Here is a 12,902-nt window from a genome sequence, read left to right on the forward strand (position 1 = left end):
GAGCGCAGAATGAAGCATCTGCTCTCCACCAAGGACCTCAGTCGCGACGACGCCATCACGCTCCTCGACATCGCAGAAGACATGGCGGATGTCTCCACGCGCGAGGTGCGCAAGCTCCCGACACTCCGCGGCAAGACCGTGGTGAACCTCTTCTTCGAAGACAGCACCCGCACCCGGATCTCCTTCGAAGCCGCCGCGAAGCGCCTGAGCGCTGACGTGATCAACTTCAGCGCCAAGGGCTCGAGCGTCTCGAAGGGCGAAAGCCTCAAAGACACCGCCCAGACGCTCGCCGCGATCGGCGCAGACGGCGTCGTGATCCGGCATCCGGCATCCGGTGCCCCCCAGGTACTCGCGACGAGCGGCTGGATCGACGCCGGCATCATCAACGCCGGGGACGGCACCCACGAACACCCGACCCAGGCGCTCCTCGACGCGTTCACCATCCGCCGTCGCCTGCACAAAACCGCGTCGCGCGGCAAAGGCCTCGACGGCGTCACGGTGACCATCGTCGGCGACGTGCTGCACTCGCGGGTCGCGCGCTCCAACCTGTGGCTGCTGACGACGCTCGGAGCCGACGTCACGATGGTCGCGCCACCCACCCTGTTCCCGATGGACATGACCGGCTGGCCGGCGGCGGTGAGCTTCGATCTCGACGACGCGATCGACGCAGGGCCCGACGTGATCATGATGCTCAGGATCCAGCAGGAACGCATGAATGCGGCCTTCTTCCCCAACAGCCGCGAGTACTCGCGGCGCTGGGGACTCGACGATGAGCGCTTCGCCCGGCTCGCGCCGACTAGCATTGTCATGCACCCCGGCCCGATGAACCGCGGCCTGGAGATTTCCTCAGCCGCTGCAGATTCGGCCGCATCGACCGTGCTCGAGCAGGTCGCGAACGGTGTTTCGATACGTATGGCGGCACTGTACCTGCTCATGTCGGGCGACCGGGAGGAAAGCTAAATGAACAACACGGCCACCCGCTATCTGATCCGAAACGCGAGCCTCGCCGACGGCACCCGCACCGACCTGTTGCTCTTCGGCGGTCGCATCCAGGAAATCGGCACCGCGCTCTCACACGCCGGCGCGACGGTGATCGACGCCGACGGCCTCGTCGCCCTTCCCGGACTCGTCGACCTGCACACCCACTTGCGCGAACCCGGCTACGAGCAGAGCGAGACGATCCTCACCGGCAGCCAGGCCGCCGCGATCGGCGGCTTCACGAGCGTCTTCGCAATGGCCAACACCTCGCCGGTGCAGGACACCGCCGGCGTCGTCGAACAGGTGCTCGCCCTCGGTGAACGGGCCGGGTACGTCACGGTCCAGCCGATCGGCGCCGTCACCCTCGGGCTCGCGGGGGAGCGGCTCGCCGAGCTCGGCGCCATGGCGACCAGCCGCGCCCGGGTCCGGGTCTTCTCCGACGACGGCTTCTGCGTCTCCGACCCGCTGCTGATGCGTCGCGCCCTCGAATACGTCAAGGCCTTCGACGGCGTCATCGCCCAGCACTCCCAGGAACCGCGCCTCACCGAGAAGGCCCAGATGAACGAGGGCGCACTCTCGAGCGAACTCGGCCTCGCCGGCTGGCCTGCCGTCGCCGAGGAATCCATCATCGCGCGCGACGTGCTGCTCGCCGAGCACGTCGGGAGCCGCCTGCACGTCTGCCACGTCTCGACAGCAGGCGCCGTCGACGTGATCCGCTGGGCCAAGGCGCGCGGCATCAACGTGACCGCGGAGGCCACCCCGCACCACCTGCTCCTCACAGAGGACCTGGTCCGCGGCTACGACGCCCGCTACAAGGTCAATCCGCCGCTGCGCCGCCGCGAAGACGTCGACGCCCTCCGCGCCGGCCTCGCCGACGGCACGATCGACATCGTCGCAACCGATCACGCCCCGCACCCCGTCGAGTCCAAGGACTGTGAATGGGATGCGGCCGCCAACGGGATGGTCGGACTCGAATCCGCGCTCTCGGTCGTGCAGGCATCCGTCGTCGACACCGGACTTCTCGACTGGCGGGACGTGTCCCGGGTGCTCTCGGCCACCCCGGCACGGATCGGGCGCCTCGCGAGCCAGGGCAGGCCGCTCGAGGTCGGCGCCCCCGCCAACGTCACCCTCTACGACCCGGCAGCGAGCCGGGAGTTCGGCAGGGACGACCTCGCCGGCAAGAGCACCAACTCGCCATACCTCGCGATGACCCTGCCCGGTCGGGTCGTCGCCGTCTTCCACCGCGGCACGGCGACCGTGCTCGACGGGGTCCTCAGGGCCCCCGCTGAACTCGGCGGACGAGAGGAACCCCAGCATGGATAGCACCATCCCCGCCATTCTGATCGGTCTGGTCCTCGTCGCCGTGCTCGCGCTCATGCTCCGAAGCTGGCGTGCACGCACCCGCCGCGATGCCGCGCTGGCCGCGGGCTACCCGCTCCCAGGACCGGAATCGGCCGATGCCGTGCTCGCAACGGCCGAAGCGTTCTACGTCGCGACCACACGGGAAGGCCGACAGCTCGAACGCCTGAACATCCGCGGCCTCGGCTTTCGGGCCCGCGCCCTGGTCACCGTGACCGGGACCGGCGTTCTGCTCGATCTCGTCGGCGAGAACCCGGTCTTCATCCCGATGGCGGCCGTCACCGGACTCGAGGACGCCACCTGGACCATCGACCGCGCCGTCGAGACCGGCGGTCTGCTCCTGCTCCGCTGGCGCCTCCAGCCGCAAGCGGATGCCGCAGGCCAGGTCGTCGACAGCTACTTCCGCATCCTTGACCCCACCGACCGCGCCCGCGTGAGCGCGTCGATCCGAACCGAAGCGGCGGGTGCCCTGCACCCGGACGCGCACGACGAAAGCGAGGCGTAGCGTGAGCGACACCGAGGCCCAGGCCCAGGCGGCACCCGACGAGACGACACCGACGACACCGGAGACACCCACCACGCCGACCACGGCTCCCGCCGTGCTCGTCCTGGAGGACGGCAGGCGCTTCGTCGGCCACGCATACGGCAGCCGAGGACAGACCCTCGGCGAGATCGTCTTTGCGACCGGAATGACCGGCTACCAGGAGACCCTGACCGACCCGTCGTACGCCGGCCAGATCGTCCTGATGACCGCCCCGCACATCGGCAACACCGGGGCCAACGACGAGGACATGGAATCCTCCCGGATCTGGGTTGCCGGGTTCATCGTGCGCGAACCGGCCAGGATCGCCTCGAACTTCCGCTCGACGCGCACCCTCGACGAGGACCTCACGAACAACGAGGTCGTCGGGATCAGCGGCATCGACACCCGGGCGATCACCCGGCACATCCGCTCGGCCGGCGCCATGAAGAGCGGCATCTTCTCCGGGCCCGCCTTCGACCTGTCGGCAGGCGAGCAGCTCGAACTCGTCCGCGGCGGCGCCCCCATGCGCGGCCGCAACCTGTCAGACCAGGTGTCGACGGTCGAACCGTTCCAGATTCCGGCGAAGGGCGAACGGATCGGCTCCGTCGCGGTGCTCGACCTCGGCGTCAAGACGTCGACGCTGAACTACCTCGCCGAACGCGGCTTCGAAGTGCTCGTGCTGCCCCAGTCGGTCACGGCGGAGCACGTGCTCTCGCTCAATCCGACCGCGCTTTTCTTCTCCAACGGACCCGGTGATCCTGCGGCGTCCGATGCGCACGTCACCCTGCTGCAGGAGGTCCTCCGCGCCGGCGTGCCGTACTTCGGCATCTGCTTCGGCAACCAGCTCCTCGGCAGGGCGCTCGGCTTCCGCACCTACAAGCTCCCCTTCGGCCACCGCGGCATCAACCAGCCCGTGCTCGACAAGACCACCGGCCGCGTCGAGATCACGTCGCAGAACCACGGCTTCGCCGTGGACATGCCGATCGAAGGCGTCAGCGACTCCCGCACCGGCTTCGGCCGCGTCGAGGTCAGCCACTACAGCCTGAACGACCAGGTCGTCGAGGGCATCCGCTGCCTCGACATCCCCGCGTTCTCCGTGCAGTACCACCCCGAGTCTGCGGCAGGCCCGCACGACGCCAACTACCTCTTTGATCGGTTCAGGGACATGGTGACCGCCCACACGGCGGCCACCGGAGCAGGAGACGCCAAGTAATGCCCAAGCGCGACGATATCAACAGCGTCCTGGTCATCGGAAGCGGGCCGATCGTCATCGGCCAGGCCTGCGAATTCGACTACTCAGGAACCCAGGCCTGCCGCGTGCTGCGCGCAGAGGGCGTCAGGGTCATCCTGGTCAATTCGAACCCGGCCACGATCATGACGGACCCCGACTTCGCGGATGCGACCTACATCGAGCCGATCACTCCGGAGATCCTCGAGACGATCATCGCGAAGGAACGCCCCGACGCCATCCTGCCGACCCTCGGCGGCCAGACCGCGCTCAACGCGGCCATCCAGTTGCACGAGCGCGGCATCCTCGAGAAGTACGACGTCGAACTGATCGGAGCGTCCTTCGAGGCCATCCAGAAGGGCGAAGACCGCCAGATCTTCAAGCAGCTCGTGCTCGACGCCGGCGCAGACGTCGCCCGCTCGCACATCGCGCACACCGTCGATGAGGCCATCGGCTTCGCCGAAGACCTCGGCTATCCGCTCGTGGTGCGCCCCTCCTTCACGATGGGCGGCCTCGGCTCCGGATTCGCGTACACCGAAGAGGAACTGCGCCGCATCGTCGGCGACGGCCTGCACCAGAGCCCGACCACCGAGGTCCTCCTCGAGGAATCCATCCTCGGCTGGAAGGAATACGAACTCGAGATGATGCGCGACACGGCCGACAACACGGTCGTCGTCTGTTCGATCGAGAACGTCGACCCGGTCGGCGTGCACACCGGTGACTCGATCACCGTTGCCCCCGCGCTCACCCTCACGGACCGCGAGTACCAGAAGCTCCGCGACATCGGCATCGACATCATCCGCGCCGTCGGCGTCGACACCGGCGGCTGCAACATCCAGTTCGCGATCGACCCGGCCGACGGGCGCATCATCGTGATCGAGATGAACCCGCGGGTTTCCCGTTCGTCCGCCCTCGCGAGCAAGGCCACCGGCTTCCCGATCGCGAAGATCGCGGCGAAGCTCGCCCTCGGTTACCGCCTGGACGAGATCCCGAACGACATCACCCAGGTCACCCCGGCGAGCTTCGAACCGACCCTCGACTACGTCGTGGTCAAGGTCCCGCGCTTCGCGTTCGAGAAGTTCCCCGCCGCAGACCCGCGCCTCACCACGACCATGAAGTCCGTCGGCGAGGCCATGGCGATCGGCCGCACCTACGCATCCGCCCTGCAGAAGGCCTTGCGTTCGCTCGAGAAGCGCGGATCGTCCTTCCACTGGGGTGAGGAGACCCGCACGCTCGAGGAACTCCTCGAGGTTGCCTCGATCCCGACGGACGGCCGCATCGTCACCGTTCAGCAGGCCCTCCGCAAGGGCGCCACGATCGACCAGGTCTTCGAAGCCACCAAGATCGACCCGTGGTTCATCGACCAGATCGTCCTGATCAACGAGATCGCCGCAGACGTCGCCGCCGCCGAACGGCTCGACATGGACATCCTCCGTACCGCGAAGGACCACGGTTTCTCCGACGCCCAGATCGGCGAGCTCCGCGGCTTCGGCGAAGCAGATGTCCGCAAGGTCCGACACATCCTCGGCGTGCGCCCGGTCTACAAGACCGTCGACACCTGCGCGGGGGAGTTCCCGGCCCTGACCCCGTACCACTACTCGAGCTACGACGAGGAGACGGAGGTCGTCCCCAGCGACCGCCGCAAGGTCGTCATCCTCGGTTCAGGCCCGAACCGCATCGGCCAGGGCGTCGAGTTCGACTACTCGTGCGTGCACGCTTCGTTCGCCCTCTCCGAGGCCGGCTACGAGACCATCATGATCAACTGCAACCCCGAGACCGTCTCGACGGACTACGACACGAGCGACCGGCTCTACTTCGAGCCGCTCACCCTCGAGGACGTGCTCGAGGTCATCCACGCGGAGAGCCAGAGCGGCGAACTCGTCGGCGTCGTCGTGCAACTCGGCGGCCAGACGGCCCTCGGGCTCGCGAAGGGGCTCGAGGCGGAGGGAATCCCGATCCTCGGCACCTCGCCCACCGCGATCGACCTCGCGGAGGAGCGCGGCCTGTTCTCGAAGATCCTCGACGAGGCCGGCCTGCTCGCCCCCCGCAACGGCGTCGCCACCGACTTCACCGGTGCCGTCGTCGTCGCTGAGGAGATCGGCTACCCCGTCCTCGTCCGCCCGAGCTACGTGCTCGGCGGCCGCGGCATGGAGATCATCTACGATTCCCTGTCCCTCGCCGACTACTTCGAGCGGATGCAGGGCCAGGGCATCATCGGCCCGTCGCACCCCGTGCTCGTCGACCGGTTCCTGGACGACGCCATCGAGATCGACGTCGACGCGATCTACGACGGCACCGAGCTGTACATCGGCGGCGTCATGGAGCACATCGAGGAAGCCGGCATCCACTCCGGTGACTCGAGCTGCACCCTGCCACCCGTGACCCTCGGCCGTGCCGAGATCAACCGGGTCCGCGAGGCCACCCTCGGGATCGCGCAGGGCATCGGCGTGCGCGGCCTGCTCAACGTGCAGTTCGCCATCGGGGCCGGCGTGCTCTACGTGCTCGAGGCCAACCCGCGGGCCTCCCGCACGGTGCCCTTCGTCGCGAAGGCTCTCGGGATCACCCTCGCCAAGGCCGCCGCGCTCATCATGGTCGGAACCAGCATCGCCGAACTCAAGGCGAGTGGAAAGCTGCCGCTCATCGACGGCTCCCGCGTCCCAATGGAATCGCCGGTCGCCGTGAAGGAGGCCGTGCTTCCCTTCAACCGGTTCCGCACCCCGGAAGGCCACGTCGTCGATTCCGTGCTCGGCCCGGAGATGCGCTCGACCGGAGAGGTGATGGGCATCGACCGTGACTTCCCCCGCGCCTTCGCCAAGAGCCAGCTCGCCGCCTACGGTGGAATCCCGCTCAGCGGAACCGTGTTCGTCTCGGTCTCCGACCGCGACAAGCGTGCGATCATCCTGCCGATGCTGCGCCTGCAGCAGCTCGGCTACGAGATCGCCGCCACGGAGGGCACCGCGGAGGTGTTGCAGCGCAACGGAATCCGCGCGAGGGTCGTCACGAAGTTCAGCGAGAAGCACGATGAGGAAGACACGTCGATCGTCGAGCTGATCCGCCGCGAAGAGGTTCAGATCGTCATCAACACCCCCGGCGGTCGCACCGCCCGTGCCGACGGCTACGAGATCCGGGCGGCGGCCGTCGCCGCGGACCTGCCGTTGTTCACGACGATCGCGGAGCTCAGCGCTGCCGTCGCATCCATCGACGCGATTCGAGGCGGGTTCGAGGTGACATCGCTCCAGGAATATGCACTCACGCGGGAAGCCGCCCTGTGATCGACTCCACGTTCGGCGACCGTGTCGAGGCCGCGTTCGGCCGGTGGGGCCAGCTCTGCGTGGGTATCGACCCCCACGCCTGGCTGTTGTCGGACTGGAACCTGCCGGACACCGCTGACGGCGCCGAGACCTTCGGGCGTCTCGTCGTCGCCGCGTGCGCAGGCAGGGTCGGCCTCATCAAGCCCCAGCTCGCCTTCTACGAGCGTTTCGGGTCGCGGGGGTACCTCGCCTTCGAACGCGTGCTCGCGGATGCCCACGCAGCAGGCCTGCTCGTGATCGCGGACGTGAAGCGCGGCGATCTCGGAACGAGCGTCGCTGCGTACGGTGAGGCCTGGCTCACCCCCGGTTCCCCGCTCGAAGTGGATGCGATCACCGTCAACGCGTACATGGGCGTCGGTTCGCTCGAGCCCGTCTTCGAACGGGCCGCCGCTGCGGGCAAGGGGCTCTTCGTGCTCTCGGCAACCTCGAATCCGGAGGCGAGCGCCATCCAGCGCGCCCGCGTCCCCGACGGCCCGCACGCCGGTGCCACAGTGGCCCGTGCCGTCTTCGACGACGTCGCCGAACGCAACGCGAGGGCGGGGGAACGGGTCGGCTCGGCTCGATCGGCGTCGTGCTCGGTGCGACACTCGACCTCGCCGATTTCGGCCTCGACCTCTCGGTTGCACCCGTCGGAGGAGCCACCCCGATCCTCGCTCCCGGATTTGGTCACCAGGGTGCGCATGTCGCTGATCTGGGAAACCTCTTTGGGGGGTACGCTCATTCCGTAATAGTGAGTGAATCTCGTAGCGTGTTGTCAGCAGGCCCGGAACGAATCGGACAGGCGATCGCACGCCGAGTACTTGAAGCAGGAGCGGCCCGTGGCTGAGAATCGCCCTACCCCACCAGACGTCGATCGGGTTGCCGCATCGCGCGCAGCCGTGGCAGCGCGCCGAGCGCGCGCAGCGGTCAAGGCCGAGATCGCAGCAGGGAAGCGCACGCCGCTTGCCGTGCTCTCTGCCGCCATCGAGCATCCGGACGGCGTCGAAGGACGCCTGCGCGCGACGGAGTTCCTCGTCAGCATCCCGGCCATCGGTGTCACGAAGATGCGCCGGATCATGACCCAGCTCGAGATCTCGCCGTCCAAACGGCTCGGCGGCCTCGGCAAGCACCAGCGCGACCGCCTGCGCGAATTCCTCGCGAACCGGACCGTGTCCCGTCGTGGATCCACCGACGCACACCTCGTCGTGCTCGCCGGGCCGACGGCGGTCGGTAAGGGTGCCGTCGCCGGCTATATCCGCGAGAACTACCCCGATGTGCATCTTTCCGTGTCGGCGACGACCCGTGCCCCGCGGCCGGGCGAAGTCGAAGGAAAGAGCTACTTCTTCGTCTCCGACGCCGAATTCGACCGCATGGTCGCGTCGGGGGAGCTGCTCGAGTGGGCCGTCGTCCACAATGCCTTCCGCTACGGGACCCCTCGCGAGCCCGTGGAACAGGCACTCGCGAGCGGACACAGCGTCCTCCTCGAAATCGACCTTCAGGGCGCACGCTCCGTGCGCGCGGCCATGTCCGAAGCGCGAATGGTCTTCCTGCTTCCGCCGAGCTGGGATGAACTGGTGCGCCGCCTCATCGGCCGCGGCACCGAAAGCCCCGCGGAACAGGCACGCCGCCTGGAGACCGCGAAGCTCGAGCTGGCGGCCCAGGACGAGTTCGATTTCCGTGTAGTCAACCAGGAGGTCAATGTGGCGGCCCGGGAAGTCGTAGACTTGATGAATCTGCGTAAAGCACCCTCGCTGCTTTAACGCACTCCGACTTATCCGTCTACTCGCCGCAAACGCTCTGAAGGAGTGCCACCTTGGCCAACAAGCCCACCGGTATCATTGACCCGCCCATCGACGACCTGCTCACCAAGGTCGACTCCAAGTACGCGCTCGTGATCTTCGCGTCCAAGCGTGCTCGTCAGATCAACGACTACTACGCTGACCTGCACGAAGGCAGCCTCTTCGACAACGTCGGACCGCTCGTCGACTCGACTGTCGACGACAAGCCGCTCTCCGTCGCCCTCCGCGAAATCAACGAAGACAAGCTCGTTTCCCGACCGATCGTCGAGTAACACGAAGCAGACCAGAAGCACACCAGAAGCGCGCAGGATGTCGCAAGGACGCACGATCGTCGTCGGAATCACCGGCGGCATCGCCGCGTACAAAGCTGTCAACATCGTGCGCGCTTTTGTGCTGCTCGGAGACTCCGTCCACGTGGTCGCGACGCCAGCGGCGCTGCGCTTCGTCGGCAGGCCGACACTCGAGGCGATCTCCCGGAACCCGGTGCACACCGACCTCTACGAGGGCGTCGCCGAAGTCCGCCACGTCGCGATCGGGCAGTCGGCGGACCTGATCGTGGTGGCCCCTGCGACGGCGAACACGATCGCCAAGCTCGCGGCCGGCCTCGCCGACGACCTGCTCGGCAACACGATCCTCGCGAGCACCGCGCCACTCGTGATCGCCCCGGCGATGCACACCGAGATGTGGAACAACCCGGCGACCGTGCACAACGTGCAGACCCTCCGAAACCGCGGCGTCATCGTCGTCGGCCCCGGCGTGGGACGCCTGACCGGATCGGATTCCGGTGCCGGCCGGATGGAGGAACCCGACGTCATCGTCGCTGCGGCCCTCGCCGCCCTGCACCCGGGAACCCCGGCCAGAGACCTCTCCGGCAGGCGCATCGTCATCACAGCCGGCGGCACCAGGGAACCCCTCGACCCCGTCCGCTTCCTCGGCAATCGATCGAGTGGCAAGCAGGGCGTCCGCCTCGCCGAAGCCGCCACCGCGCGGGGAGCGTCGGTCGTGCTCATCGCGGCGAACCTCGAGATCCCGGTGCCCGCGGGCATCGAGACCCGCCTCGTCGGCACCGCACTCGAACTCCAGTCCGCCGTGACCGACGCGGCTGCGGGCGCGGACGCCGTCATCATGGCCGCAGCGGTCGCGGACTACCGCCCGGCCACGGTCCGCGGCGACAAGATCAAGAAAGACGACGAGGGGGACACCCTCACCCTCGAACTCGTCAGGAACCCGGACATCCTCGCGGGACTCGCCGCGGCGAAGACCACCGGTCAGCTCGTGATCGGATTCGCGGCAGAGACGGAGGCGGACCCCGACCGGCTCCTCTCCCTCGGCCGCGAGAAGCTCGCGCGCAAGGGCTGCGACTACCTTGTTCTCAACAGGGTCGGCTGGACCGAAGGGTTCGCCGCGGAACGTAACGAGGTTCGGATCCTCGATTCTGCCGGAGTTATAGTGGCGGAGGCCGCGGGGACAAAAATGTCGGTGGCCGGACGCATCCTTGACGTTGTGGTCGCCGGACTCGGCTGATCCCCTCCATCCATACTTTTCTACCAACGACACAGAGACAGGCCAGATGAGCGATCTTCGCCTCTTCACTTCCGAATCCGTCACCGAAGGTCACCCGGACAAGATCTGCGACCAGATCTCCGACAGCATCCTCGACGCCCTCCTCACCGAGGACCCGAACAGCCGCGTCGCCGTCGAGACCCTGGTCACGACCGGCCTCGTCCACGTCGCCGGCGAAGTCTCGACGGAAGCGTACGTCGAGATCCCGTCGATCGTGCGCAAGTGCATCACCGACATCGGCTACGACTCCTCCGACGTCTGGTTCGACGGCCGCTCCTGCGGCGTTGAGATCTCCATCGGCGGCCAGTCTCCCGACATCGCCCAGGGCGTCGACGACGCCTTCGAGCACCGCGAACAGGCGAGCGCCGAAGACTACGACCGCCAGGGCGCCGGCGACCAGGGCATCATGTTCGGCTACGCCACCCGGGAGACCCCCGAGCTCATGCCGATCCCGATCTGGATCGCGCACCGCCTCGCCGAACGCCTCGCCGAAGTCCGCAAGTCCGGCGAACTCGACTACCTCCGCCCCGACGGCAAGACCCAGGTCACGATCGGCTACGACGGCATCATCCCGCGCACCGTCGAGACCGTCGTCCTGTCCACCCAGCACGCCCCTTCCGTCACGACGGAGCGTCTTCGCGCCGAGGTCGAAGAGCTCGTGATCCGCCCGGTGCTGTCCCGCGTCGAACTCGATTCCTCGAGCCTGACCATGCTGATCAACCCGACGGGCCGCTTCGAGATCGGTGGCCCCCAGGGCGACGCCGGACTCACCGGCCGCAAGATCATCATCGACACCTACGGCGGATCCAGCCGTCACGGCGGTGGCGCCTTCAGCGGCAAGGACCCGTCCAAGGTCGACCGCTCCGCCGCGTACGCGATGCGCTGGGTCGCCAAGAACGCCGTGGCAGCCGGGCTGGCCGAACGGCTCGAGATCCAGGTCGCATACGCGATCGGCAAAGCAGCGCCCGTCGGGCTCTACGTCGAGACCTTCGGAACAGGGGCACTGCCGGACAAGGAGATCACCGCGGCGATCCGCGAGGTCTTCGACCTGCGACCGGCCGCGATCATCCACCACCTCGACCTGCTCCGCCCGATCTACCAGAAGACGGCGACATACGGTCATTTCGGTCGCGAGCTCCCCGAGTTCACCTGGGAGAGGCTGGACCGCGTCGACGAGCTGAGAAGCGCCTCCGGGATCTGATCATGGGACGCACGGGCCTCGTGGCACGCGTCCTGATCGAGTCGACACTGCCCCAGCTCGACCATCTCTTCGATTACGGCATCCCGGACGACCTCGCCGCGGCCGCGCGGCCGGGAGTGCGGGTCCGGGTGCCCCTGCGCTCGGCGGGACGCGTCGCCGACGGCTACCTGATCGAGGTCCTCGATGCCGGGGGAGCCGTCCTCGCGACCCTGAACGCACCGGTGTCCGGCATCGAGCCCCCGAAGGACGCCGCCGCCGACTTCCATGGCGCCCTGAGCCCGGTCGAGGCCATCGTGTCCGCTGCCCCCGTGCTCACGGCGGAGGTCTGGCGCCTCGCACGTCGCGTCGCCGACCGCGCGGCCGGCAACGCGAGCGATGTGCTCCGGCTCGCGATCCCCCTCGCGCTGTGCGGGTCGAGAAGGCCTGGCTCGCCGCGCAGGACGAAGCCGCGCAGGACGAAGCCGAACCTGCTCCGGAAGCCGAACCCGCGGCATCCGCCGGTTTCGCTGACTACCCGGCCGGTCTGCTCGACGCGGCCCTGGCCGAGCAGAGGCGCCTCAGCGTGGCCGCCGTACCCGCCCTCGTCGCCCTGCCGGACGGGCGCACCGTCGGCCACTGGGCCACCACGATGGCCGAACTCGCCACGGCAACCGTTCGGAGCGGGCGAAGCGCCATCCTCTGCGTTCCCGACTACCGCGACCAGGACCAGCTCCAGGCCGCCCTCGATGCCTGCGCGCCCGCGGGAACCGTGAGCAGGGTCGATGCCCGCCAGCCCAACCCCGAGCGCTACCGCGCCTTCCTCGCCTGCCTGGAACCCACCCCGCGGATCATCCTCGGCAACCGGTCTGCGGTCTACGCGCCGGCGCACAACCTCGGGGCGATCCTGCTCTGGGACGACGGGGACCCCCTGCACTCCGAACCGCTCAGCCCCTACGTCCATGCCCGCGACGCAGCACTGGTC

11 protein-coding genes are annotated in these 12,902 nt (G+C 68.1%); all 11 read left to right on the forward strand.

Annotated elements, in window-relative coordinates; translation table 11 throughout:
* Nucleotides 1-9: 9 nt before the first annotated feature.
* The 11 genes from RGU41_RS05935 (at nucleotide 10) to RGU41_RS05985 (ending at nucleotide 12,693) form a co-directional block, all read left to right on the forward strand.
* On the forward strand, nucleotides 10-960 hold the full coding sequence (locus tag RGU41_RS05935; RefSeq protein WP_134448751.1) for an aspartate carbamoyltransferase catalytic subunit: 951 nt from the start codon (nucleotides 10-12) through the stop codon (nucleotides 958-960).
* Nucleotides 961-2,301, forward strand: coding sequence for a dihydroorotase (locus RGU41_RS05940; RefSeq protein WP_134448750.1), 1,341 nt, complete (start codon nucleotides 961-963; stop codon nucleotides 2,299-2,301).
* A complete protein-coding gene (locus RGU41_RS05945) occupies nucleotides 2,294-2,842 on the forward strand; it encodes a hypothetical protein (RefSeq protein WP_134448749.1) in 549 nt (182 codons plus the stop codon). Before RGU41_RS05940 ends, RGU41_RS05945 begins: the two co-directional genes overlap by 8 nt.
* 94 nt (nucleotides 2,843-2,936) lie before the next feature.
* Nucleotides 2,937-4,073: a glutamine-hydrolyzing carbamoyl-phosphate synthase small subunit gene (carA, locus tag RGU41_RS05950; RefSeq protein ID WP_134448760.1), complete on the forward strand. Its 1,137-nt coding sequence runs from the start codon at nucleotides 2,937-2,939 to the stop codon at nucleotides 4,071-4,073.
* Complete coding sequence (gene carB, locus RGU41_RS05955; protein WP_134448748.1) at nucleotides 4,073-7,360, forward strand: carbamoyl-phosphate synthase large subunit; 3,288 nt, start codon at nucleotides 4,073-4,075, stop codon at nucleotides 7,358-7,360. Before carA ends, carB begins: the two co-directional genes overlap by 1 nt.
* Nucleotides 7,357-8,127, forward strand: coding sequence for an orotidine-5'-phosphate decarboxylase (pyrF, locus tag RGU41_RS05960; RefSeq protein WP_322135778.1), 771 nt, complete (start codon nucleotides 7,357-7,359; stop codon nucleotides 8,125-8,127). Before carB ends, pyrF begins: the two co-directional genes overlap by 4 nt.
* Nucleotides 8,128-8,217: 90 nt before the next feature.
* Entirely contained in the window at nucleotides 8,218-9,138 is a 921-nt protein-coding gene (gmk, locus tag RGU41_RS05965; protein WP_134448747.1) for a guanylate kinase, read from the forward strand.
* A 53-nt stretch (nucleotides 9,139-9,191) separates the two neighbouring features.
* Nucleotides 9,192-9,449 (forward strand): DNA-directed RNA polymerase subunit omega, encoded by a 258-nt coding sequence (rpoZ, locus tag RGU41_RS05970; RefSeq protein ID WP_134448746.1) that lies wholly within the window; start codon nucleotides 9,192-9,194, stop codon nucleotides 9,447-9,449.
* Nucleotides 9,450-9,486: 37 nt separating this feature from the next.
* A complete protein-coding gene (gene coaBC, locus RGU41_RS05975; RefSeq protein WP_134560068.1) occupies nucleotides 9,487-10,701 on the forward strand; it encodes a bifunctional phosphopantothenoylcysteine decarboxylase/phosphopantothenate--cysteine ligase CoaBC in 1,215 nt (404 codons plus the stop codon).
* 46 nt (nucleotides 10,702-10,747) lie between these two features.
* The gene (gene metK / locus RGU41_RS05980) at nucleotides 10,748-11,941 is read left to right on the forward strand and encodes a methionine adenosyltransferase (protein WP_134448744.1); all 1,194 of its coding nucleotides are present in this window, start codon (nucleotides 10,748-10,750) and stop codon (nucleotides 11,939-11,941) included.
* Between the two features lie 2 nt (nucleotides 11,942-11,943).
* Complete coding sequence (locus RGU41_RS05985; RefSeq protein ID WP_322135779.1) at nucleotides 11,944-12,693, forward strand: hypothetical protein; 750 nt, start codon at nucleotides 11,944-11,946, stop codon at nucleotides 12,691-12,693.
* Nucleotides 12,694-12,902: the final 209 nt, after the last annotated feature.

Origin of the sequence: Cryobacterium sp. 10C3 (assembly GCF_034314285.1) — a bacterium.
Classification (GTDB): domain Bacteria; phylum Actinomycetota; class Actinomycetes; order Actinomycetales; family Microbacteriaceae; genus Cryobacterium; species Cryobacterium glucosi.